Annotated in this window: 22 protein-coding genes; 18 read left to right on the forward strand and 4 right to left on the reverse strand. The window is 60.6% G+C overall.

Annotation, left to right across the window (positions count from 1 at the left end):
* Window positions 1–138: 138 nt before the first annotated feature.
* On the forward strand, window positions 139–3861 hold the full coding sequence (metH, locus tag RHP75_RS11740) for a methionine synthase (RefSeq protein ID WP_311091914.1): 3723 nt from the start codon (window positions 139–141) through the stop codon (window positions 3859–3861).
* A gap of 49 nt (window positions 3862–3910) precedes the next feature.
* Here the strand turns inward: metH and RHP75_RS11745 are convergent, their stop codons facing one another.
* Entirely contained in the window at window positions 3911–4213 is a 303-nt protein-coding gene (locus RHP75_RS11745) for a DUF1883 domain-containing protein (protein ID WP_090256153.1), read from the reverse strand.
* Window positions 4214–4369: 156 nt separating this feature from the next.
* On the opposite strand from RHP75_RS11745, the gene RHP75_RS11750 reads away from it, so the two are divergent.
* Window positions 4370–5407 carry an RNA methyltransferase gene (locus RHP75_RS11750; RefSeq protein ID WP_311088351.1) on the forward strand — a complete coding sequence of 346 codons (1038 nt, stop codon included), beginning with the start codon at window positions 4370–4372 and terminating at the stop codon, window positions 5405–5407.
* Between the two features lie 96 nt (window positions 5408–5503).
* On the opposite strand, the gene nfuA is transcribed toward RHP75_RS11750, so the two are convergent.
* Together nfuA and RHP75_RS11760 are read right to left on the reverse strand one after the other, a co-directional pair.
* Window positions 5504–6088 (reverse strand): Fe-S biogenesis protein NfuA, encoded by a 585-nt coding sequence (nfuA, locus tag RHP75_RS11755; RefSeq protein WP_090256151.1) that lies wholly within the window; start codon window positions 6086–6088, stop codon window positions 5504–5506.
* 107 nt (window positions 6089–6195) lie between these two features.
* Complete coding sequence (locus RHP75_RS11760; protein WP_311088352.1) at window positions 6196–6876, reverse strand: alpha/beta family hydrolase; 681 nt, start codon at window positions 6874–6876, stop codon at window positions 6196–6198.
* 247 nt (window positions 6877–7123) lie between these two features.
* Between RHP75_RS11760 and ccoN (RHP75_RS11765) the strand changes: the two genes are divergently transcribed.
* From ccoN (RHP75_RS11765) to hemN, 15 genes are all read left to right on the forward strand, one after another.
* The gene (gene ccoN / locus RHP75_RS11765; protein WP_311088353.1) at window positions 7124–8563 is read left to right on the forward strand and encodes a cytochrome-c oxidase, cbb3-type subunit I; all 1440 of its coding nucleotides are present in this window, start codon (window positions 7124–7126) and stop codon (window positions 8561–8563) included.
* Window positions 8563–9171 carry a cytochrome-c oxidase, cbb3-type subunit II gene (ccoO, locus tag RHP75_RS11770; protein WP_311088354.1) on the forward strand — a complete coding sequence of 203 codons (609 nt, stop codon included), beginning with the start codon at window positions 8563–8565 and terminating at the stop codon, window positions 9169–9171. Before ccoN (RHP75_RS11765) ends, ccoO (RHP75_RS11770) begins: the two co-directional genes overlap by 1 nt.
* 3 nt (window positions 9172–9174) lie before the next feature.
* On the forward strand, window positions 9175–9375 hold the full coding sequence (locus tag RHP75_RS11775; protein ID WP_311088355.1) for a cbb3-type cytochrome c oxidase subunit 3: 201 nt from the start codon (window positions 9175–9177) through the stop codon (window positions 9373–9375).
* Window positions 9372–10310, forward strand: coding sequence for a cytochrome-c oxidase, cbb3-type subunit III (gene ccoP / locus RHP75_RS11780; protein ID WP_311088356.1), 939 nt, complete (start codon window positions 9372–9374; stop codon window positions 10308–10310). Before RHP75_RS11775 ends, ccoP (RHP75_RS11780) begins: the two co-directional genes overlap by 4 nt.
* 377 nt (window positions 10311–10687) lie before the next feature.
* Complete coding sequence (gene ccoN, locus RHP75_RS11785; protein ID WP_257779456.1) at window positions 10688–12130, forward strand: cytochrome-c oxidase, cbb3-type subunit I; 1443 nt, start codon at window positions 10688–10690, stop codon at window positions 12128–12130.
* Window positions 12130–12738, forward strand: coding sequence for a cytochrome-c oxidase, cbb3-type subunit II (gene ccoO / locus RHP75_RS11790; protein WP_257779455.1), 609 nt, complete (start codon window positions 12130–12132; stop codon window positions 12736–12738). Before ccoN (RHP75_RS11785) ends, ccoO (RHP75_RS11790) begins: the two co-directional genes overlap by 1 nt.
* Window positions 12739–12744: 6 nt before the next feature.
* A complete protein-coding gene (locus RHP75_RS11795) occupies window positions 12745–12930 on the forward strand; it encodes a cbb3-type cytochrome c oxidase subunit 3 (protein ID WP_090256143.1) in 186 nt (61 codons plus the stop codon).
* On the forward strand, window positions 12927–13916 hold the full coding sequence (gene ccoP, locus RHP75_RS11800) for a cytochrome-c oxidase, cbb3-type subunit III (RefSeq protein WP_311088357.1): 990 nt from the start codon (window positions 12927–12929) through the stop codon (window positions 13914–13916). The genes RHP75_RS11795 and ccoP (RHP75_RS11800) overlap by 4 nt, the downstream gene beginning before the upstream one ends.
* Before the next feature lie 137 nt (window positions 13917–14053).
* The gene (gene ccoG, locus RHP75_RS11805) at window positions 14054–15466 is read left to right on the forward strand and encodes a cytochrome c oxidase accessory protein CcoG (RefSeq protein ID WP_311088358.1); all 1413 of its coding nucleotides are present in this window, start codon (window positions 14054–14056) and stop codon (window positions 15464–15466) included.
* Window positions 15467–15478: 12 nt separating this feature from the next.
* Entirely contained in the window at window positions 15479–16003 is a 525-nt protein-coding gene (locus RHP75_RS11810) for a FixH family protein (RefSeq protein ID WP_311088359.1), read from the forward strand.
* 8 nt (window positions 16004–16011) lie between these two features.
* Window positions 16012–18411: a heavy metal translocating P-type ATPase gene (locus tag RHP75_RS11815; protein WP_311088360.1), complete on the forward strand. Its 2400-nt coding sequence runs from the start codon at window positions 16012–16014 to the stop codon at window positions 18409–18411.
* A 112-nt stretch (window positions 18412–18523) separates the two neighbouring features.
* Window positions 18524–18790: a hypothetical protein gene (locus RHP75_RS11820; RefSeq protein ID WP_311088361.1), complete on the forward strand. Its 267-nt coding sequence runs from the start codon at window positions 18524–18526 to the stop codon at window positions 18788–18790.
* A 3-nt stretch (window positions 18791–18793) separates the two neighbouring features.
* A complete protein-coding gene (ccoS, locus tag RHP75_RS11825; protein WP_257779448.1) occupies window positions 18794–19012 on the forward strand; it encodes a cbb3-type cytochrome oxidase assembly protein CcoS in 219 nt (72 codons plus the stop codon).
* On the forward strand, window positions 19005–19688 hold the full coding sequence (locus RHP75_RS11830) for a sulfite exporter TauE/SafE family protein (RefSeq protein ID WP_311088362.1): 684 nt from the start codon (window positions 19005–19007) through the stop codon (window positions 19686–19688). The genes ccoS and RHP75_RS11830 overlap by 8 nt, the downstream gene beginning before the upstream one ends.
* Window positions 19689–19772: 84 nt before the next feature.
* Window positions 19773–21155: an oxygen-independent coproporphyrinogen III oxidase gene (gene hemN, locus RHP75_RS11835; RefSeq protein WP_311088363.1), complete on the forward strand. Its 1383-nt coding sequence runs from the start codon at window positions 19773–19775 to the stop codon at window positions 21153–21155.
* Window positions 21156–21181: 26 nt separating this feature from the next.
* Here hemN and RHP75_RS11840 read toward each other — a convergent pair whose 3' ends face one another.
* Window positions 21182–21646 carry a hypothetical protein gene (locus RHP75_RS11840; RefSeq protein WP_311088364.1) on the reverse strand — a complete coding sequence of 155 codons (465 nt, stop codon included), beginning with the start codon at window positions 21644–21646 and terminating at the stop codon, window positions 21182–21184.
* 152 nt (window positions 21647–21798) lie between these two features.
* Here RHP75_RS11840 and fnr point away from each other — a divergent pair, with 152 nt between their 5' ends.
* Entirely contained in the window at window positions 21799–22533 is a 735-nt protein-coding gene (gene fnr / locus RHP75_RS11845) for a fumarate/nitrate reduction transcriptional regulator Fnr (protein ID WP_160014490.1), read from the forward strand.
* The last annotated feature ends 14 nt before the right edge of the window (window positions 22534–22547 follow it).

Raw genomic sequence — 22547 nt, forward strand, 5'->3', positions numbered from 1 at the left:
GCGCCGATTCTAGCTGGCGCCGGCTGGCCAATGCCAATCCGCAAACATGAGCCAGATTCATGTAAAAGCGCAGCCCACTGCAAAAGCGTGCAGCTTTGTTATCATCGCGCATCTTTTTTTCACGCGTCCCAGGTAGTTATCTCCATGTCTCTGTCCGATCGCAGCGCCCGCCTTAACGCACTTCAGCAAGCCCTGAAGGAACGTATCCTGATCCTCGACGGCGGCATGGGCACCATGATCCAGAGCTACAAGCTGGAAGAAGAGGACTACCGTGGCGCGCGCTTCGCCGATTGGCCGCAGGATGTCAAAGGCAACAACGACCTGCTGATTTTGAGCCGTCCGGATGTAATCGGCGCCATCGAAAAGGCCTATCTGGATGCTGGCGCCGACATCCTCGAAACCAACACCTTCAACGCCACCCAGGTATCCCAGGCCGACTACGGCATGGAAAGCCTGGTGTATGAGCTGAACGTCGAGGGCGCGCGCCTGGCCCGTAGCGTGGCCGATGCCAAGACCCTGGAAACCCCCGATCGCCCGCGTTTCGTCGCCGGCGTGCTGGGCCCAACCAGCCGCACCTGCTCGATTTCCCCGGACGTGAACAACCCCGGCTACCGCAACGTCACCTTCGACGAGCTGGTGGAAAACTACGTGGAAGCCACCCGCGGCCTGATCGAAGGCGGCGCGGACATGATCCTGATCGAAACCATCTTCGACACCCTCAACGCCAAGGCAGCGATCTTCGCCGTACAGCAGGTGTTTGAGGACGACGGCATTGAACTGCCGATCATGATTTCCGGCACCATCACCGACGCCTCAGGCCGCACCCTGTCCGGCCAGACCACCGAAGCCTTCTGGAACTCGGTGCGCCACGCCAACCCTATCTCTGTGGGCCTGAACTGCGCCCTCGGCGCCAAAGACCTGCGCCCGTACCTGGAAGAGCTGGCAGCCAAGGCCGATACCCACGTGTCTGCCCACCCCAACGCCGGCCTGCCGAACGCCTTTGGTGAATACGACGAAACCCCGGCGGAAATGGCCGTGGTGGTTGAAGAGTTCGCCGCCTCGGGCTTTTTGAACATTGTTGGCGGCTGCTGCGGCACCACGCCGGCGCATATCCAGGCGATTGCCGAAGCGGTGAGCAAATACCCGCCGCGCGCCATCCCGGATATTCCCAAGGCCTGTCGCCTGTCGGGCCTTGAGCCCTTCACCATCGACCGCAACTCGCTGTTTATCAACGTCGGCGAGCGCACCAATATCACCGGTTCGGCCAAGTTCGCCCGCCTGATCCGCGAAGACAACTACACCGAAGCCCTGGAAGTCGCCCTGCAGCAGGTGGAAGCCGGCGCGCAGGTGATCGATATCAACATGGACGAGGGCATGCTCGATTCGCAGAAGGCCATGGTCACCTTCTTGAATCTGATCGCCGGCGAGCCGGACATCTCCCGCGTACCGATCATGATCGACTCCTCCAAGTGGGAAGTGATCGAAGCCGGCCTCAAGTGCATCCAGGGCAAGGGCATCGTCAACTCGATTTCCATGAAGGAAGGCGTCGAGCAGTTCAAGCACCACGCCAAGCTGTGCAAGCGCTACGGCGCCGCCGTAGTGGTGATGGCCTTTGACGAAGCCGGCCAGGCCGACACTGCAGCGCGCAAGCGCGAAATCTGCCAGCGTAGCTACGACATTCTGGTCAATGAAGTGGGCTTCCCGCCGGAAGACATCATCTTCGACCCGAACATCTTCGCCGTGGCCACCGGCATCGAGGAACACAACAACTACGCGGTCGACTTTATCGAAGCCTGCGCTTACATCCGTGACCAACTGCCCTATGCACTGAGCTCAGGCGGCGTGTCCAACGTGTCGTTCTCCTTCCGTGGCAACAACCCGGTGCGTGAAGCGATTCACTCGGTGTTCTTGTACTACGCGATCCAGAACGGCCTGACCATGGGCATCGTCAACGCCGGCCAGCTGGAAATCTACGACGAGATCCCCAAAGAGCTGCGCGACGCCGTGGAAGACGTGGTGCTCAACCGCCATGAAGGTGCCACCGAAGCGTTGCTGGCCATCGCCGACAACTACAAGGGCGACGGCAGCGTCAAGGAAGTCGAAACCGAAGAATGGCGCACCTGGAGCGTGGTTGAGCGGCTCAAGCATGCCTTGGTCAAGGGCGTGACCACGCACATCGTCGAAGACACCGAAGAGTGCCGCCAGCAATGCGCGCGCCCCATCGAAGTGATCGAAGGCCCGCTGATGGCCGGGATGAACGTGGTCGGTGACCTGTTCGGTGCGGGCAAGATGTTCCTGCCGCAGGTGGTCAAATCGGCCCGCGTAATGAAGCAGGCGGTGGCCCACCTGATCCCCTTTATCGAAGCTGAAAAAGGCGACAAGCCCGAAGCCAAGGGCAAGATCCTCATGGCCACGGTCAAAGGCGACGTACACGACATCGGCAAAAACATTGTCGGCGTGGTCTTGGGCTGTAACGGCTACGACATCGTCGACCTGGGCGTGATGGTGCCGGCTGAAAAGATCCTGCAAACCGCCATCGCCGAGAAGTGCGACATCATCGGCCTGTCCGGCCTGATCACCCCGTCGCTGGACGAGATGGTACATGTCGCCCGCGAAATGCAGCGCCAGGGCTTCCACCTGCCGCTGATGATCGGCGGCGCGACCACCTCAAAAGCCCACACCGCGGTGAAGATCGAGCCCAAGTACCAGAACGATGCGGTGGTCTACGTTACCGACGCCTCACGCGCGGTGGGCGTGGCCACTCAGCTGCTATCCAAGGAACTCAAGGCCGACTTTGTCGAACGCACCCGCCTCGACTACATTGAAGTGCGCGAACGCACCGCCAACCGCAGCGCACGCACCGAACGCCTGAGCTACGCCAAGTCGGTGGAAAACAAACCCAAGTTCGACTGGGCAACCTATCAGCCGACCGTGCCGAGCTTTACCGGCGTCAAGGTGCTGGAGAATATCGACCTCAAGGTGCTGGCCGAATATATCGACTGGACCCCGTTCTTTATCTCTTGGGACCTGGCCGGCAAGTTCCCACGCATTCTCACCGATGAGGTAGTCGGCGAAGCTGCCACTGCGCTGTACGCCGACGCTCAGGAGATGCTGAAAAAGCTGATCGATGAGAAGCTGATCAGCGCGCGCGCCGTGTTCGGTTTCTGGCCCGCCAACCAGGTCAACGATGACGACCTGGATGTTTATGGCGACAACGGCGAGAAGCTGGCCACCCTGCACCACCTGCGCCAGCAGACCATCAAACCGGACGGCAAACCGAACTACTCCCTGGCCGACTTTGTCGCGCCGAAAGACAGTGGTGTCACCGACTATGTGGGCGGCTTTATCACCACCGCCGGCATCGGCGCAGAGGAAGTAGCCAAGGCGTACCAAGACGCCGGCGACGACTACAACTCGATCATGGTCAAAGCCCTGGCCGACCGCCTGGCTGAAGCCTGCGCCGAGTGGTTGCACAAAGAGGTGCGCACCACCTATTGGGGCTACGAACCGGACGAGCAGCTGAGCAACGAGGAGCTGATCAAGGAAGCCTACAAAGGCATCCGCCCTGCTCCCGGCTACCCGGCCTGCCCCGATCACACCGAGAAGAAGACCCTGTTCACCTTGCTCGACCCGGCGGCGGAATTCAATAAGGCCGGCACCAGCGGTGTGTTCCTCACCGAGCACTACGCAATGTTCCCGGCCGCTGCCGTATCCGGCTGGTACTTCGCCCACCCGCAGGCGCAGTACTTTGCCGTCGGCAAAATCGACAAAGATCAGGTGGAAAGCTACACCGCGCGCAAAAAGCAGGATCTGAACGTCAGTGAACGTTGGCTGGCGCCTAGTTTGGGGTATGACAACTAAAACCAAAAAGGCCCGCTATTTAGCGGGCCTTTTGGCGAACTTCGATTATTTAGCTCAAACGCGAAGTCGATTTGCGTACGATCTTGATCGAATGCTTGAGCGTCGGCTTGCGTGTAACGCTGATGGCTTTGCGTGAGACCGTATCGATGGTGATATTCCAGAAACCGCTGCTCGGTACGGTGATCTTGGCCGGAAAGGTGTCGAATGCGCCACCGTGGTAGGTGTGCCGGCCACCATTCTTAAAGCTGCGGAAGTTGGCATCGCTCATCAGGCGAATGTTGCAGGTTTGCGAGCACTCGATCACGACGACGTCGTCTTCGTTGAGGTGTTCGCGCTGGTGTATAAATTTCATCTACCGCTCCGCACAGCTGGGTCAGGCCAATCAGGACGCTAGTATGAGTGCCCGGCGCGGCTTGAGCAAAGATTAAGCGGCGTGGTCTGCGCATCCGACGCCTGCCCACCGCCACACATACCACCGCAACCTGGCCGGTGGTAGCATGCGCGCCCCATGCATATTCACGACTTTCACCAACGCCTCACCGATCTCGGTGCCAAGCCCATGCACATCGGGCGGATTACCCGTGCCTGGCTGCGCGGCATGCCGCTGGATACCGGTACGCGCAACCAGAAGACCGAGAACTTCCTGCCGCTGGCGGTACGCAATGCCCTGCCCGAGATAAGCAGCGAACTTGATGGACTGGCGCGCCTCAGCTCTGAACACCCGGCGACGGACGGCTCGGCGCGTTTGCTGGTGGAGTTGGCCGACAAACAGATGGTGGAGAGCGTGCTGCTGCCGCGCGATGGCCTGTGCGTCTCCAGCCAGGTGGGTTGCGCGGTGGGCTGCGTGTTCTGCATGACCGGCAAGAGCGGCCTGCTGCGCCAGCTGAGCACTGCCGAGATCGTCGCCCAAGTGGCCCTGGCCCGGCGCTTTCGAGCGGTAAAGAAAGTGGTGTTTATGGGCATGGGCGAGCCGGCGCATAACCTCGATAACGTGCTCGAAGCGATCAACCTGCTTGGCACCGAGGGCGGTATCGGCCAGCGCAACTTGGTGTTCTCTACCGTCGGCGACCCACGGGTGTTCGAGCGTTTGCCGCAGCAGCAGGTCAAGCCGGCGCTGGCACTGTCGCTGCATACCACCGATGCCGAGCTACGCCAGACGCTACTGCCGCGCGCACCGCGTATCGATCCTGAAGAGTTGGTGGAACTGGGCGAAACCTACGCGCGGCAGATCGATTACCCGATCCAGTACCAGTGGACGCTGCTCAAGGGCATCAACGACAGCCAGGAGGAGATGGACGGCATCCTGCGCCTGCTCAAGGGCAAGTACGCGATCATGAACCTGATCCCCTACAACAGCCTGGAAGCAGACGAGTTTCAGCGCCCCGATGGCGACCGTATCGTGCAGATCGTGCGTTACCTGCACAGCCGTGGCGTGCTGACCAAAGTGCGCAACAGCGCCGGCCAGGACATTGATGGCGGCTGCGGGCAATTGCGTGCACGGGCAACTGAATTGCTCGACCGACGCAAGAAGCGCGCTGAATCCTAATCGCGCGGCACTGCCGCGAATTACCCCCCGCCCACACCCTCAGCTCCAATAAAAATGCCCGCAGAGCGCGGGCATTTTTATTGGAGCGCCTACTGATCAGTAGTAGGCATTTTCCTTGATGCTGTGGTCGGTCACGTCACGCACACCTTTGAGTTCGGGAATGCGCTCAAGCAGGGTTTTCTCGATGCCTTCCTTGAGCGTCAGGTCAACCTGACCGCAGCCCTGGCAGCCGCCACCGAATTTCAGCACGGCAATACCATCTTCGACCACGTCGATCAGGCTGACTTCACCGCCATGGCTGGCTAGACCGGGGTTGATCTCGGTCTGCAGGTAGTAGCTGATGCGCTCGTTGATCGGACTGTCTTCATTGACCATCGGCACTTTGGCGTTCGGCGCCTTGATGGTCAGCTGGCCCCCCATGCGGTCGGTAGCGTAGTCAACCACTGCGTCTTCCAGAAACGGCTCGCTGACGGCGTCGATCCAGGCGGTGAAGCTGGCCAGGCCCAGCGCAGTGTCTTCGGCCTTCTGCTCGCCCGGCTTGCAATAGGCAATGCAGGTTTCGGCGTACTGGGTGCCTGGCTGGGTGATAAATACGCGGATGCCGATGCCCGGGGTGTTCTGCTTGCTCAGCAGGTCAGCCAGATAATCGTGGGCAGCGTCGGTAATGGTAATGGTGCTCATGGCAACTCCTCGCAAACATGGGCGCAGTGTACGCCACTCACCCGCGCCGGCAAAGTCCTAGTGTTTTAGTAGGAATAGCAGTCATTCATAAACGCCAGCCCTGCCGCCTACGCGCAGAGGAACTGCGCAATCGCATCGGCCGCCGTCTGCAGATGCTGCTGATGAGTGAAGCCCGAGCTTTTTAGCGGCTTGAGGTCGTGATCCCCAGCGGTCAGCCAGCACAATTTGATCGTTTCAGAGAGTGTGTAGTCCGCCACTGCCTGGCGATCCCCCAGTGCATCGCGCTCGCCCTGAATGATCAACGTCTGCGTGCACAGCTCGGCTAAGTGCGCGACTCGTGGCTTTTCCGGTTTGCCGACGGCATAAAAGGGATAGCCCAAGCACACCAGCGCATCAGCGCCTAACTCATCGGCCAGCAGGCTGGCCATGCGCCCGCCCATGGACTTGCCGCCAATCGCTAGCGGCCCTGCGACCTGTTGGCGCACCGGGCGGTACACCTCGCGCCACTGTTCGAGCAGTTTGGCCTGGGGGTTAGGGGGGCGTTTCTTGCCGTCCAGACGCCGCGCCGCCATGTAGGCAAACTCGAAGCGCACTACAGCAATCCCACGTGCGGCAAGGCTTTGCGCCATGGTTTGCATGAATTCGCTGTCCATCGGCGCACCGGCGCCATGGGCCAGAATCAAGGTAGCGCGCGTCTCACCAAGCGGACGATCCCACAACCATGCGCTATGACTCTGCCCCTGCACGTATTGATCCCCGTCAATACCTGCCACCTGCCCTTTGCTCATGCTTGCCTCGCTTAAAACCTACTTACGATTTCGCGAGCTAGAGCCATGCAAGACAAAAACAGGCGAGGAAGCGGAGTGTACGAGTTGTACATGAGCATTCCGAGCCTGTTTTTAACGCAGCAGGGCCGACGCGCAGCAGATCGTAAGTAGGTTCTTGAAGAATCCGTTGGACTGCGGTGCAGATCGTACAAGCCCGCAGCCGCTGATTTTCGATGATCTGCCTATAACCGTGGATGGAAGCCCAGACATGAACACAACCAGCAGTTCCGCCTACAACTACAGGGTGGTTCGCCAATTCGCCATCATGACAGTGGTGTGGGGCATTGTCGGGATGGGGCTCGGCGTATTTATCGCCGCGCAACTGGCCTGGCCCGAACTCAACTTCAACCTGCCGTGGACCAGCTTCGGCCGCCTGCGCCCGCTGCATACCAACGCGGTGATCTTCGCCTTTGGCGGTTGCGCGCTATTCGCCACCAGCTATTACGCCGTACAACGCACCTCGCAGGCCACCTTGTTCGCACCCAAGCTTGCCGCCTTCACCTTCTGGGGTTGGCAACTGGTGATCGTGCTGGCGGCCATCAGCCTGCCATTGGGCTGGACCAGCTCGAAAGAATACGCCGAGCTGGAATGGCCGATCGACATTCTGATCACCATTGTCTGGGTCAGCTACGCCGTTGTGTTCTTCGGCACGGTGATGAAGCGCAACGTCAGCCACATTTATGTGGGCAACTGGTTCTTCGGTGGTTTTATCCTCACCGTTGCACTGCTGCACCTGGTCAACAACCTGGAAGTACCGGTCACCCTGACCAAGTCCTACTCGGCCTATGCCGGGGCCACCGATGCGATGATCCAGTGGTGGTACGGCCACAACGCCGTGGGCTTTTTCCTTACCGCAGGCTTTCTGGGGATGATGTATTACTTCGTGCCCAAGCAGGCCGGTCGCCCGGTGTACTCCTACCGGCTGTCCATCGTGCACTTCTGGGCGCTGATTGCCGTGTATATCTGGGCCGGCCCGCATCACCTGCACTACACCGCGCTGCCGGACTGGGCGCAGAGCCTGGGCATGGTGATGTCGCTGATTCTGCTGGCACCCAGCTGGGGCGGCATGATCAACGGCATGATGACCCTCTCAGGTGCCTGGCATAAGCTGCGCACCGACCCGATCCTGCGCTTCCTGGTGGTGTCCCTGGCGTTCTACGGCATGTCGACCTTTGAAGGTCCGATGATGGCGATCAAGACCGTCAACGCCCTGTCCCACTACACCGACTGGACCATCGGCCACGTGCATGCCGGCGCCCTTGGCTGGGTGGCCATGGTGTCCATTGGCTCGCTGTATCACATGCTGCCGAAAGTCTTCGGTCGCGATGAAATGCACAGCACCAGCCTGATCAACGTGCACTTCTGGCTCGCCACCATTGGCACCGTGCTCTATATCGCCTCGATGTGGGTCAACGGTATCGCCCAGGGCCTGATGTGGCGCGCAGTCAACGAAGACGGCACCCTCACCTACTCCTTCGTCGAAGCACTGGAAGCCAGCCACCCCGGTTTTGTGGTGCGGGTGATCGGCGGCGCGATCTTCTTCGCCGGCATGCTGGTGATGGCCTGGAACGTCTGGCAGACCGTGCGTCATACCAAAGCCGCTGAGATGGAAGCCGCCGCGCAGTTTTCGCTTGAGGGAGCCCACTGATGAGACACGAAATACTCGAAAAGAACATCGGCCTGATGGCGCTGATGATGGTGCTGGCGGTGAGTATCGGCGGCCTGACGCAGATTGTTCCGCTGTTCTTCCAGGACGTCACCAATGAACCGGTGGCCGGCCTAAAGCCCTACACCGCGCTGCAACTGGAAGGCCGCGACATCTATATCCGCGAAGGCTGCGTCGGCTGCCACTCGCAGATGATCCGCCCATTCCGCGCCGAAACCGAGCGTTATGGCCATTACTCGGTCGCCGGTGAAAGCGTCTACGACCACCCCTTCCTCTGGGGCTCCAAACGCACCGGGCCGGACCTGGCCCGCGTGGGCGGCCGCTACTCGGATGAATGGCATCGCGCGCACCTCTACAACCCGCGCAACGTGGTGCCGGAGTCGAAGATGCCTTCTTATCCCTGGCTGGTGGAAGGCACTCTGGACGGCCAAGACACCCCGGCCAAGATGAAAGCCCTGCGCCTGCTAGGCGTGCCCTACAGCGATGAAGACATTGCCGGCGCCAGCGCAGCTGTAAAAGGCAAAAGCGAGATGGACGCCATGGTCGCCTACCTGCAAGTGCTCGGCACTGCCGTGAAGAACAAGAGGTAAGCCATGTCATTCGAATTTATTGATATCGGCGCTCTGGATATTGGAACCATACGCGGCATCGGCACGGCACTGGTTCTGCTGTCGTTTGTTTGCGTGACCCTGTGGGCTTACAGCGGCAAACGTCGCGCAGCCTTCGATCAGGCCGCCCTACTGCCCTTTGCCGATGAACCCAAGCTGGCTGCACCTAGGAGCAAGACCCCATGAGCACTTTCTGGAGCTGGTACATCACCCTGCTGACAGTCGGCACCCTGATCGCGCTGTTCTGGCTGATTTTCGCCACCCGCAAGAGCGAAGTTCACAAGAGCCCTACCGATCAGACCATGGGGCATGCCTTCGACGGCATCGAGGAATATGACAACCCGCTGCCCAAGTGGTGGTTCATGCTGTTTCTCGGCACGCTGATCTTCTCGATTGGCTACCTGGTGCTGTATCCCGGCCTGGGCAGCTGGAAAGGCGTACTGCCGGGTTACGAAGGCGGCTGGACCCAGGTCAAGCAATGGCAGCGCGAAGTCGACAAGGCGGACGAACTGTATGGACCGATCTTCGCCAAATATGCAGCCATGCCCCTGGAAGAAGTGGCCAAAGACGAGCAAGCGCTGAAAATGGGCGGCCGCATGTTCGCCACCTATTGCTCGGTTTGCCACGGCTCCGACGCCAAAGGTGCGGTGGGCTTCCCCAACCTGACCGACAGCCACTGGCGCTGGGGCGGCGAACCTAATGTGATCAAGACCAGCATCCTCAATGGTCGCATCGGCGCCATGCCGGCCTGGGCTGCGGTGATTGGCGAAGAAGGCGTGCAGCAGGTCGCAGCTTATGTACGCAAGGATCTGGCCGGTTTGCCATTGCCAGCTGACAAGAGCTTCGACCTGGAAAAAGGCGCCGCCATCTATGCCACCAACTGCCTGGCCTGCCACGGTGCAGAAGGCAAAGGCATGGCCATGCTCGGCGCGCCCGACCTGACCAGCACGGCCGGCTGGATCTATGGCAGCAGCCTGGTGCAGCTGCAACAGACCATCCGTCACGGCCGCAACGGCCAAATGCCGGCGCAAGAGCAGTATCTGGGCAACGACAAAGTGCATCTGCTGGCAGCTTATGTTCTGAGCCTGAGCAAATCGCAGCAGAACGCCGCCGCCCAGTAAGGCGCCTGTAGCACACTGACTGGCGAGCTAGCCTCGCCAGTCAGTACAAAAACCCCACCCCTCGCGCTGGACAGTTGCTCCAGCCATGCGACCCAAGGTCGCACCCTTCCGACCAAGTGCACGCGCGATGTTTGACTTGAGCTAATCTTGTCGACAGTCGCCACCTGTCATAACTCCAAGGCGATTCCCATCTTTCGCGCTACGCCTGTTAGGCGTTTTTTGCTTGCGGCAATACCTTGCATACGCGGCCATGCATGCTTGCCGACAGCCCTGAAAGCCTTATCGCGCCGGCTTGTGTCGTTGCAATGAGCACCTGCTTTCTCCATACTTGCCGCCGATTTTTGCCCCTAAAAAATCCATTAACCGTGGAACCCATAATGAGCACAGCAATCAGTCCGACTGCTTATAACTACAAGGTGGTTCGCCAGTTCGCCGTAATGACGGTGATCTGGGGAGTCATTGGCATGAGCCTGGGTGTTTTCATCGCCGCACAGCTGGTGTGGCCTGAACTTAACCTGGGTATGGAATGGACGAGCTTTGGCCGTCTGCGTCCGCTGCACACCAACGCGGTGATTTTCGCCTTCGGTGGTTGTGCACTGATGGCCACCTCGTTCTACGTGGTGCAACGCACCAGCCAGGCACGCCTGATCTCTGATGGCCTTGCCGCGTTCGTATTCTGGGGCTGGCAAGCCGTGATCGTCGCAGCAGTGATCACTCTGCCGATGGGTTTCACCGGTTCCAAGGAATACGCCGAGCTTGAGTGGCCAATCGATATCCTCCTGGGCATCGTCTGGATCGCTTATGCCGTGGTGTTCTTCGGCACCATCATCAAACGCCAGACCAAGCATATTTATGTAGGTAACTGGTTCTTCGGTGCCTTTATCCTGGTTACCGCGATGCTGCACATCGTTAACAGCGCGGCCGTTCCGGTCAGCCTGTTCAAGTCGTACTCCATGTACGCTGGTGCAACAGACGCGATGATCCAGTGGTGGTACGGCCACAACGCAGTGGGTTTCTTCCTGACCACCGGCTTCCTGGGCATGATGTACTACTTCGTACCCAAGCAGGCTGAGCGTCCGATCTACTCCTACCGCCTGTCCATCGTGCACTTCTGGGCACTGATCACCCTGTACATCTGGGCCGGCCCGCACCACCTGCACTACACCGCGCTGCCAGATTGGGCTCAATCCCTTGGTATGGCCATGTCGATCATCCTGCTGGCGCCAAGCTGGGGCGGCATGATCAACGGCATGATGAGCCTGTCGGGCGCCTGGCATAAGCTGCGTACCGACCCAATCCTGCGTTTCCTGGTGGTATCGCTGGCGTTCTACGGCATGTCGACCTTCGAAGGTCCGATGATGGCGATCAAGACCGTCAACGCCTTGTCCCACTACACCGACTGGACCATCGGCCACGTACACGCCGGCGCGCTCGGCTGGGTAGCGATGATTTCCATCGGTGCGCTGTACCACCTGATCCCGAAAGTCTTCGGTCGCCCGCAGATGCACAGCGTTGGCCTGATCAACGCGCACTTCTGGTTGGCCACCATCGGCACCGTGCTGTACATCGCCTCGATGTGGGTCAACGGCATCACCCAAGGTCTGATGTGGCGTGCGGTCAACGAAGACGGCACCCTCACCTACTCCTTCGTTGAAGCGCTGGAAGCCAGCCACCCGGGCTACGTGGTGCGCATGATCGGCGGCGCCTTCTTCGTCGCGGGCATGCTGCTGATGGCTTACAACACCTACCGCACCGTGCGTGCCGCCAAGGCTTCTGAATACGAAGCCGCTGCACAGATCCCTGCTGGAGTAGCGCACTGATGAAACACGAAATCATTGAGAAGAATATTGGCCTGATGGCGCTGCTGATGGTTCTGGCCGTCAGCATCGGCGGCCTGACTCAAATTGTTCCGCTGTTTTTCCAGGACGTGACCAACGAGCCGGTAGAAGGCCTCAAGCCTTACACCGCGCTGCAACTGGAAGGCCGCGATGTGTACATCGCCAACGGCTGTGTCGGCTGCCACTCGCAGATGATCCGTCCGTTCCGTGCTGAAACCGAACGTTACGGCCACTACTCGGTAGCCGGTGAAAGCGTCTGGGACCACCCGTTCCTGTGGGGTTCCAAGCGTACCGGCCCGGACCTGGCGCGTGTTGGCGGCCGCTACTCGGATGAATGGCAACGTGCGCACCTGTACAACCCGCGCAACGTAGTGCCTGAGTCGAAGATGCCGGCCTACCCCTGGCTGGTCGAGAACAAACTCGACGGCAAGGACACCGCCAAGAAGATGGAAGTCATGCGTGGCTTCGGCATTCCTTACACCGATGAAGACATCGCCGGTGCCAAGGATGCTGTAAAAGGCAAAACCGAAATGGACGCCATCGTTGCGTACCTGCAGGTTCTCGGCACTTCCATCAAGAACAAACGGTAACGCGCGATGGATATCGGGACTATTCGCGGCATAGGTACAGCAGTGGTGTTCATCGCCTTTATCGGCGTTGTGCTCTGGGCCTACAGCAGCAAGCGTAAATCCAGCTTCGACGAGGCCGCTAACCTGCCCTTCGCCGACGATCCCAAACCCAACGAGCGTGACGAGCAATCTTCCAGGAGCAATAACCAATGACCACGTTCTGGAGTTGGTACGTAACCATTCTGTCTCTGGGCACCATCTTTGCCCTGACTTGGCTGATCTTCGGCACCCGCAAGGGCCAGCGCGAAGAAACCACCGAAGAAACTGTCGGCCACTCCTTCGACGGTATCGAAGAGTTCGACAACCCGCTGCCCAAGTGGTGGTTCATGCTGTTCGTCGGCACCATCATCTTTGCTCTCGGTTACCTGGCCCTCTACCCGGGCCTGGGTAACTGGAAAGGTTTGCTGCCGGGCTACGACTACCTCGACACCGAGGCCAAGACGCCGTTTGCCACCAATATCGAAATTGCTGGTGGTTTAGAACGCAACGCAGGCTGGACCGGCGTGCACCAGTGGGAAAAAGAGATGGCCAAGGCTGATGCCCAGTACGGCCCGATCTTTGCCAAGTACGCCGCCATGCCGATCGAACAAGTGGCCCAGGACGAGCAAGCGCTGAAAATGGGCGGTCGCCTGTTTGCCTCCAACTGCTCGGTCTGCCACGGTTCCGACGCCAAGGGTGCCTACGGCTTCCCTAACCTGACCGACAACGACTGGCTGTACGGCGGCGAGCCGGAAACCATCAAGACCACCATCATGGCCGGTCGTCAGGGCATGATGCCTGCGCAGCTCGATGCTCTGGGCGAAGAAGGTATCCGTAACGTGGCTGGCTACATTCGCAGCCTCTCCGGTTTGAAAAACCCGGAAGGTATCGCGGTTGACCTTGCCGCAGGTCAAGACATCTTCGCGACTACTTGTGCAGTCTGTCATGGCGCTGAAGGTAAGGGTCAACATGCCATGGGCGCACCCAACCTGACCGACAAAGTCTGGCTCTACGGCTCCAGCTTTGCTCAGGTGCAACAAACTCTGCGCTACGGCCGTAACGGCAAGATGCCAGCTCAGGCTGATTTCCTGGGCAACGATAAAGTGCATCTACTGGCGGCTTACGTGTACAGCCTGTCGCAAGGTAAAACCGAGAAGTGATTCTCCGGCTCTGGCAGGCGCGACCGCTGGTCGCACCTGCCGAGCAATCGTCAGGCGTACCATAGCGCAAGAGCCCGTATGACTTCGGCCGGCACGTATCGGTTGAAGCAGCCAATCAACCGCCGTGGTACGAACTGATGAGCGCACAGATTCCAGTCAAAGACGTCACCCCTGCCCCGGCCAAGGTCGAAGTTGTCGACCTGTACGCCAACCGCGAAAAAATCTACACCCGCTCCTTCACCGGCATCTTCCGTAACTTGCGCATGCTCGGTGGCGCAGCCCTGTTCCTGTTGTACTTCGGCACCGTATGGTTGAACTGGAATGGTCGTCAGGCCGTCTGGTGGAACCTGCCGGAGCGCAAGTTCTATATCTTCGGCTCAACCTACTGGCCGCAGGATTTCGTCCTGCTCTCGGCGCTGCTGATCATCGCCGCCTTCGGCCTGTTCTTTATCACCGTGTTCGCTGGCCGCGTGTGGTGTGGCTACACCTGCCCGCAGAGCGTGTTCACCTGGGTATTCATGTGGGCGGAGAAAGTCACCGAAGGTGACCGCAACCAGCGTATGAAGCTCGACAAGACCCCCATGAGCACCCAGAAATTCCTGCGCAAGCTGGCCAAACACGGCATCTGGGTCGGCGTTTCGCTGGTCACCGCGATCACCTTCGTCGGCTACTTCACGCCAATTCGCGAGCTGATACCCGAACTGTTCACCCTGGAGGCCAGTGGCTGGGCGCTGTTCTGGGTTGGTTTCTTCACCCTCGCCACCTATGGCAACGCCGGCTACCTGCGTGAGCAGGTGTGCATCTACATGTGCCCCTACGCGCGCTTCCAGAGCGTGATGTTCGACCAGGACACCCTGATCGTCTCCTATGACCCGCGCCGTGGCGAATCCCGTGGCCCGCGCAAGAAGGACGCCGACTACAAGGCCCAAGGCCTGGGTGACTGTATCGACTGCAAGATGTGCGTACACGTCTGCCCTACCGGCATCGATATCCGCGACGGCCTGCAGATCGAATGCATCGGCTGCGCGGCCTGTATCGATGCCTGTGACAGCATCATGGAGAAGATGAACTACCCGAAAGGGCTGATCAGCTACACCACCGAACACAACCTGTCCGGACAGAAAACCAACCTGGTGCGCCCGCGCCTGATTGGTTACGCGGTGGCGCTGACTGCCATGTTCTGCGTGTTCGCCTGGGCCATCGCCGAGCGTTCACTGGTGGAGCTGGATGTGCTCAAGGACCGTGTGCTCTACCGCGAAAACGAAGAGGGCCGGATCGAGAACGTCTACACCCTGAAGATCATGAACAAGGCCCAGCACGACGTGACCTACCTGATCGAAGCCGATGGCCTCGACGGTCTGGTGTACGAAGGCAAGCGCGAGATCAAGGCAATCGCTGGCGAGGTGTTGTCCTTACCGGTCGAGCTGTCCATCGAGCCGGAAAAGCTACCTTCAAGCACCAATGAAATCACTTTCCACCTGCACTCGGTGGATGACCCCAGTATCAAAACCGACGCCGCCAGCCGCTTTATCGGCCCGAGCGTGCGCTGATTAGAGAAGCCCATGTCTGAACCCATTGCTGAAAAGAACGCCGAAATCATCAAGCCCTGGTACAAGCAATTCTGGCCCTGGTTCCTGATTGGCCTGCTGGCCTATTCAGTGGTCCAGGGGTTAACCCTGCTGACCATCGCCACGAAGAACCCGCCAGGGCTGATTTCCGATGACTATTACGACGTCGGCAAGGGCATCAACCAGTCGTTGGAGCGGGAAAACCACGCCATCCGCCTCAAGCTGCACGCCGTTCTGGTGCTGGACGAGGAAACCGGCGTCGCCAGCCTGCAGCTGAGCGGCAACAGCCGGCCGCAGCAACTGGTGCTTAACCTGATCTCGCCGACCCAGCCGGAACGCGACCGTCGGGTGATTCTGCAACCGCAGGCAGATGGCAGTTACAGCGGGCAGATGATTGATGCGGTTGAAGGCCGTCGCTTTGTCGAGCTGATCGGCCAGGAAGGCGGCAAGGACTGGCGGCTGTTCGAAGAGGAAAACGTCAAGAGCGGAAAAACGATCAACCTCGGGGATGCCCAATAAGCACACCGATGGCCAGTCCGACTCCCTGCTATCACTGTGGCCTGCCGGTTCCTGCCGGCAGCCGTTTCCAGACCCAGGTACTGGGTGCAACCCGCGAGATGTGCTGCCCGGGCTGTCAGGCAGTGGCCGAAGCCATTGTCAGCGGCGGTCTGGAGCACTACTACAAGCACCGCAGCGAAAGCGCCGCCAACCCGCAAAGCCTGCCCCAGGCGCTGCCTGACGAGTTGGCGCTGTATGACCGCAGCGACGTGCAGCAGCCCTTTGTCGAACATGACGGCGAACTCAGCGAGACCTGCCTGCTGATCGAAGGCATCAGCTGCGCGGCCTGTGGCTGGTTGATCGAAAAACACCTGCGCAGCCTTCCAGGCGTCAGCGAGGCGCACCTCAACCTGTCCAACCACCGCCTGCAAGTGCGCTGGGCCGACAGCCAACTGCCGCTCAGCAGCCTGCTCAAGGCGCTGCGCAAGATCGGCTACGCTGCCCACCCCTGGCAGGCCGATGCCGCCGCCGAACAGCTGCACCGCGAGAACCGTCGCGCCATGCGCGAGCTGGGCGTGGTCGGCATGCTGTGGATGCAGGTGATGATGGCGACCATGGCCACCTGGCCGGAATTCAACATCGACCTCAGCCCCGAGCTGGACAAGATCCTGCGCTGGGTCAGCCTGTTTCTCACCACACCGATTGTCTTCTACTGCTGCGGCCAGTTCTTCCGTGGCGCGCTGCGCGACCTGCGCACCCGCCACCTGACCATGGATGTATCGGTATCCCTGGCGATTGGCGGCGCCTACATCGCCGGGATCTGGTCAACCGTCACCGGCCAGGGCGAGCTGTATTTCGATGCGGTGGGCATGTTCGCCCTGTTTCTGCTGGCCGGCCGCTATCTGGAGCGCCGCGCCCGCGAACGCACAGCTGCCGCCACCGCGCAGCTGGTCAATCTGCTACCGGCCTCCTGCCTACGCCTGGACGCAGCAGGTCAGAGCCAGCGCATTCTGCTCAATGAACTGCAGGTCGGCGATCAGGTACTGGTGCCGCCCGGCGCCCTGCTGCCCGCCGATGGTTGCATCATCCAGGGTCAGTCGAGCGTGGATGAGTCCGTGCTGACCGGCGAGTACCTGCCACAACCACGCAACGTCGGCGACAGCGTGACCGCCGGCACACTCAATGTCGAAGGGCCGCTGCAAATTGAAGTGCAGGCCCTCGGTGATGCCACGCGACTGTCGGCCATCGTTCGCCTGCTGGAGCGTGCGCAAAGCGACAAACCGCGCCTGGCGGTACTGGCCGATCAGGTTGCGCAGTGGTTCCTGCTGATTGTCCTGGTGGTGGCGGCTGTCGTCGGCCTGGTCTGGTGGCAGCTCGATCCCTCGCGGGCGTTCTGGATTGTCCTGGCCCTGCTGGTCGCCACCTGCCCTTGCGCGCTCGCCCTGGCCACGCCAACAGCACTAACCGCCGCCACGGGTTCTCTGCACAAACTGGGCATGCTGCTGACCCGCGGCCATGTACTCGAAGGGCTCAATCAAATTGACACCCTGGTGCTGGACAAGACCGGCACCCTCACCGAAGGTCGCCTGACCCTCAGCGCCATCCACCCCCTGCGCGAGCTGGATGCCGACACCTGCCTGGCCTTGGCCGCAGCGCTGGAAAACCGCTCAGAACACCCGATTGCCCGCGCCTTCGGCCAGGCCCCTGAGGCCGCCGAAGCGGTCGACAGCCATCCAGGTTTGGGCCTGCAGGGGCGTGTTGGCAAACGGCTGCTGCGTATCGGCGAGGCCAATTTTGTCTGCGCGCTGAGTACACAACCGGCGCCGACGATTAGCGGCGAACACGGCCAATGGCTGTTGCTAGGCGATGAGCAAGGGCCGCTGGCCTGGTTTGTATTGAATGACCGCCTGCGTGACGACGCGCCGCAACTGATCGACATGGCCAAGAGCAAAGGCTGGCAGATCATGCTGCTGTCCGGCGACAGCTCACCGATGGTCGGCGAAGTGGCGCGCCAGCTGGGCATCACAGACGCCCGTGGCGGCCTCACGCCGGATGCCAAGCTGGAGGTGCTCAAGCAGCTGCACAGCCAGGGCCGCCGGGTGCTGATGCTGGGTGACGGGGTTAACGATGTGCCGGTATTGGCCGCCGCCGATATCAGCGTGGCCATGGGCAGCGCCACCGACCTGGCGAAAACCAGCGCCGATGCCGTGCTGCTGTCCAACCGCCTGAGCAGCCTGGTGCAGGCGCTACACATGGCGCAACGAACCCGGCGCATCATCATCGAGAATCTAACCTGGGCCAGCCTGTACAATGGCCTGGTGCTGCCCTTCGCCGCTATCGGCTGGATCACCCCCATCTGGGCCGCGCTGGGCATGTCGGTAAGTTCATTGCTGGTGGTGATCAACGCTCTGCGTCTGACACGCACCTAGGGGGATCACGCTTCACCGCCCCACCACCGCGCCGTCGAGGTGGAAGTAACAACCGACATGCACAGGTCAAACAGTCCACTAATACGCTCGGCGAGGTCCTATGCGAAACAACATGACTGGCAAGGTTGCCGGGTGGGTGCGCTTACTGGCCGTGGTGCTGTTCAGCCTGCAGCTGTTTATGGCGTACCACGTTGCCACCGCGCTGATCAGCCAGCAGGCCACGCTTAGCAGCCTGTTTACTGACAGCCTGCCGGATATCCTGATCATGCTTTTCCTTAATGTTCTGTTTGCCTTCGTCGCGCTGACCGGCCGCAGCCCGGATAGACTCTTCCCAGTTGCCAGCCTCGATCTGCGGCAATTCTTGCGCCGGAGCCACTGAGCCATGCCCGCCCTCTATATCCTGATCCCGGTTGCCATCGCCCTGGTGGCCTTTGCCATCTGGCTGTTCTTCTGGGCGGTGGACAGCGGTCAGTACGACGACCTCGACGGCCCGGCCCACAGCATCCTGTTCGATGACGAAGACCCCAAGCACACTGCCGCCGTAAGCCAGGTTCAACAACTCGACGAATCTCAGCCCGACCAGGACAAGCCCGGTGCTTGAGCTGCTGCCGCTGCTGATCTCGGCACTGATTCTCGGCCTGCTCGGCGGCGGACATTGCCTGGGTATGTGCGGCGGCCTGATGGGCGCGCTGACCCTGGCCATTCCGCCCGAGCGGCGCGCACAGCGCTTTCAGCTGCTGCTGGCCTACAACCTGGGACGCATCTTCAGTTACAGCCTGGCCGGCCTGCTGCTTGGCCTGGCGGGCTGGGCATTAGCCAATAGCCCTTTGGTCATGGGCCTGCGGGTGATTGCGGCGTTGCTGCTGATCGCCATGGGGCTGTATCTGGCCGGCTGGTGGAGTGGCCTGACCCGTATCGAAGCCCTCGGCCATGGCCTCTGGCGGTATATCCAGCCACTGGCCCGGCGTTTTATGCCGGTCACCAGTTTGCCGCATGCCTTGATGCTCGGCGGCCTGTGGGGCTGGCTGCCCTGCGGCCTGGTTTACAGCACCCTGTTGTGGGCCGCCAGCCAAGGCAATGCAGTCGACAGCGCTGCGCTAATGCTTGCCTTTGGCCTCGGCACCTTGCCAGTGCTGCTAGCCACCGGCATCGCCGCCGAACGCCTGACCGCCTTGCTGCGCAAACAGGGTGTGCGCACGGCAGCCGGCATTCTGGTGATCCTCTTCGGCCTGTGGACAATGCCCGGCCCGCACCAGCACTGGCTGATGGGTCACTAGCAGGCCGCTTGATACAGGTCAAAACACCCCAGCCGCAGCGCTCATAGACTGCCCGGTATTGAAAGCCAAACCGGGAATACCCGCATGCTCAACGCCATCCAGTGGGACAGCACCCTGATCCGCCGCTACGACCAGGCCGGCCCGCGCTATACCTCCTATCCGACCGCCGTGCAGTTCCATGAGCGCATCAGCCAGTTCGACCTGCTGCACGCCCTGCGCGAAAGCCGCAAGGCGCTGCGGCCGCTGTCGCTGTATGTGCACATCCCGTTCTGCGCGCACATCTGCTACTACTGCGCCTGCAACAAGGTGATCACCAAGGATCGCGGCCGCGCCCAGCCCTATCTGGAAAAGCTCGAACGCGAAATCGAGATCATCAGCCGCCACCTCGATCCGCAGCAGAAGGTCGAGCAGCTGCACTTCGGCGGCGGCACGCCAACCTTTCTAAGTCACGATGAACTGCGCCACCTGATGGCCCACCTGCGCCAGCATTTCAACCTGCTGGATGACGACAGCGGTGACTACAGCATCGAGATCGACCCGCGCGAAGCCGACTGGTCGACCATGGGCCTGCTCCGCGAGCTGGGTTTCAACCGCGTCAGCCTGGGCGTGCAGGACCTCGACCCGGCCGTGCAACGGGCGGTCAATCGCCTGCAAACCCTGGAAGAAACCCGCGCCATCGTCGAAGCCGCACGCACCCTGCAGTTTCGCTCGGTCAACATCGACCTGATCTACGGCCTGCCGCTGCAAACCCCGGAGCGCTTCGCCCGTACCGTGGCCGAAGTGATTGCCCTGCAGCCCGATCGCCTGTCGCTGTTCAATTACGCCCACCTGCCCGAGCGCTTTATGCCGCAGCGGCGGATCAACACCAGTGACCTGCCCAGCCCCGCCGACAAACTGGCCATGCTGCAGGCCAGCATCGAGCAACTGAGCGCCGCCGGTTACCGCTATATCGGCATGGATCACTTCGCCCTGCCCGACGACGAACTGGCCAGCGCTCAGGAAGACGGCAGCCTGCAGCGCAACTTCCAGGGCTACACCACTCACGGTCATTGCGACCTGATCGGTTTGGGCGTGTCATCGATCAGCCAGATTGGCGACCTCTACTGCCAGAACAGCAGCGATTTGAGCCAATACCAGGAAAGCCTCGACCACAGCGAACTGGCTACCCGGCGCGGCCTGCACTGCGACCCGGACGACCGCTTGCGCCGCGCAGTGATTCAACAGCTGATCTGCCATTTTCAGTTGCGTTTTGCTGATATCGAGCAAGCCTATGCCATCGATTTTCGCAGCTACTTTGCCGATATCTGGCCGCAGTTGCAGCAGATGGCCAGTGATGGCCTGATTGAACTGAACGCTCAGGGCATTGCGGTGCTGCCGGCTGGTCGGCTACTGGTGCGTTCACTGTGCATGCTGTTTGATCGCTACCTGAATGAGCTGAGTCGGCAACGTTTTTCCCGAGTGATCTAGCAGACGGCGGACTGTATGGGCCGGGTTTATTTCATAACCAGGCTGGCCACTTCCTGCATCTGCTGATCGCTCAGATCCTGCTCACGCATAACCTTGATCAGCGTCGCATTGGCGCTGCTCAACGCGCCCTGCAGCGAGGCCAGCTCGCCCTGCAGCATTTCGATCTTCATACGTTTGGCCTCAGGGTCGAGGCTCTGATCCTGCATGACCTCTTTCAGCTCGGCTTTCTTCGCCTCAATCTGCGCCTTGATCTCACGGATTCGCTTAAGCAGATCCTTGACCACATCCGGCAGGCTGCTCTCATCAATATCGCGATTCTTCTCTGCGGCGGCAGAGCGCGCCTTGCCCAGTTCCGACAGGCTCACCCGCAGGCTGTCGCGCAGCGCCTGCTTCTCCTCCTCGCTGCTCGCCACAACGCCATCGGCCGCAGCACTCTTGCGCTCCAGCGCGAGGTTCATGCGGGCGCTCAACTGAGTCGATTCCAGACGCATACTGGTGCTCCTTGCCGATATTGAAAGTCGCCCGCACTATCGGCCACGCCGGCTAAAACTTGAACATTCGATCAGACTTGCGTCTTAGTGGCTCTACCCTGCGCCCTGCTGTAACCTTACGTCTATTGTGTGTTTAGCCAGGATCGCCAGCGATGTCCGAAAGCATCAAGTTGCATACCCCACACCAAGCCCATTGCAAGGATTGCAGCCTGGCGAGTCTGTGCCTGCCGCTGTCCCTGAACCTGGAAGACATGGATGCGCTCGACGAAATCGTCAAACGCGGCCGCCCACTGAAAAAGGGCGAATTCCTGTTCCGCCAGGGCGATGCCTTCAACTCGGTATTTGCCGTGCGCTCCGGCGCCTTGAAAACCTTCAGCCTGAGCGACAGCGGTGATGAGCAGATCACTGGCTTCCACCTGCCCAGCGAACTGGTCGGTCTGTCCGGCATGGACAGCGAAAGTTACCCCGTGTCGGCCATGGCTCTGGAAACCACTTCGGTGTGTGAAATCCCCTTCGAGCGCCTTGACGAGCTGTCGGTGCAATTGCCGCAGCTGCGCCGCCAACTGATGCGCATCATGAGCCGGGAGATCCGCGACGATCAGCAGATGATGCTGTTGCTCTCGAAGAAAACCGCCGATGAACGCATCGCCACCTTCTTGGTCAACCTGTCGGCGCGCTTCCGCGCCCGCGGCTTCTCGGCCAATCAGTTCCGCCTGGCCATGTCGCGCAACGAAATTGGTAACTATTTGGGCCTTGCAGTCGAGACCGTATCGCGGGTATTTACCCGCTTCCAACAGAACAAGCTGCTCGAAGCCGAAGGCAAGGAAGTGCATATCCTCGACCCCATCGAGCTGTGCGCCCTGGCCGGCGGTAACCTCGAGGGCTGATCGACCCGCCCTGA

Origin of the sequence: Pseudomonas sp. SG20056 (genome assembly GCF_031764535.1) — a bacterium.
Taxonomy (GTDB): Bacteria; Pseudomonadota; Gammaproteobacteria; order Pseudomonadales; family Pseudomonadaceae; genus Aquipseudomonas.

Coding starts and splice junctions, on each gene's coding strand:
- RHP75_RS11745 (WP_090256153.1), bottom strand. CDS start 4,213: ATGAAATTTATACACCAGCGCGAACACCTCAACGAAGACGACGTCGTC.
- RHP75_RS11750 (WP_311088351.1), top strand. CDS start 4,370: ATGCATATTCACGACTTTCACCAACGCCTCACCGATCTCGGTGCCAAG.
- nfuA (WP_090256151.1), bottom strand. CDS start 6,088: ATGAGCACCATTACCATTACCGACGCTGCCCACGATTATCTGGCTGAC.
- RHP75_RS11760 (WP_311088352.1), bottom strand. CDS start 6,876: ATGAGCAAAGGGCAGGTGGCAGGTATTGACGGGGATCAATACGTGCAG.
- ccoN (WP_311088353.1), top strand. CDS start 7,124: ATGAACACAACCAGCAGTTCCGCCTACAACTACAGGGTGGTTCGCCAA.
- ccoO (WP_311088354.1), top strand. CDS start 8,563: ATGAGACACGAAATACTCGAAAAGAACATCGGCCTGATGGCGCTGATG.
- RHP75_RS11775 (WP_311088355.1), top strand. CDS start 9,175: ATGTCATTCGAATTTATTGATATCGGCGCTCTGGATATTGGAACCATA.
- ccoP (WP_311088356.1), top strand. CDS start 9,372: ATGAGCACTTTCTGGAGCTGGTACATCACCCTGCTGACAGTCGGCACC.
- ccoN (WP_257779456.1), top strand. CDS start 10,688: ATGAGCACAGCAATCAGTCCGACTGCTTATAACTACAAGGTGGTTCGC.
- ccoO (WP_257779455.1), top strand. CDS start 12,130: ATGAAACACGAAATCATTGAGAAGAATATTGGCCTGATGGCGCTGCTG.
- RHP75_RS11795 (WP_090256143.1), top strand. CDS start 12,745: ATGGATATCGGGACTATTCGCGGCATAGGTACAGCAGTGGTGTTCATC.
- ccoP (WP_311088357.1), top strand. CDS start 12,927: ATGACCACGTTCTGGAGTTGGTACGTAACCATTCTGTCTCTGGGCACC.
- ccoG (WP_311088358.1), top strand. CDS start 14,054: ATGAGCGCACAGATTCCAGTCAAAGACGTCACCCCTGCCCCGGCCAAG.
- RHP75_RS11810 (WP_311088359.1), top strand. CDS start 15,479: ATGTCTGAACCCATTGCTGAAAAGAACGCCGAAATCATCAAGCCCTGG.
- RHP75_RS11815 (WP_311088360.1), top strand. CDS start 16,012: ATGGCCAGTCCGACTCCCTGCTATCACTGTGGCCTGCCGGTTCCTGCC.
- RHP75_RS11820 (WP_311088361.1), top strand. CDS start 18,524: ATGACTGGCAAGGTTGCCGGGTGGGTGCGCTTACTGGCCGTGGTGCTG.
- ccoS (WP_257779448.1), top strand. CDS start 18,794: ATGCCCGCCCTCTATATCCTGATCCCGGTTGCCATCGCCCTGGTGGCC.
- hemN (WP_311088363.1), top strand. CDS start 19,773: ATGCTCAACGCCATCCAGTGGGACAGCACCCTGATCCGCCGCTACGAC.
- RHP75_RS11840 (WP_311088364.1), bottom strand. CDS start 21,646: ATGCGTCTGGAATCGACTCAGTTGAGCGCCCGCATGAACCTCGCGCTG.
- fnr (WP_160014490.1), top strand. CDS start 21,799: ATGTCCGAAAGCATCAAGTTGCATACCCCACACCAAGCCCATTGCAAG.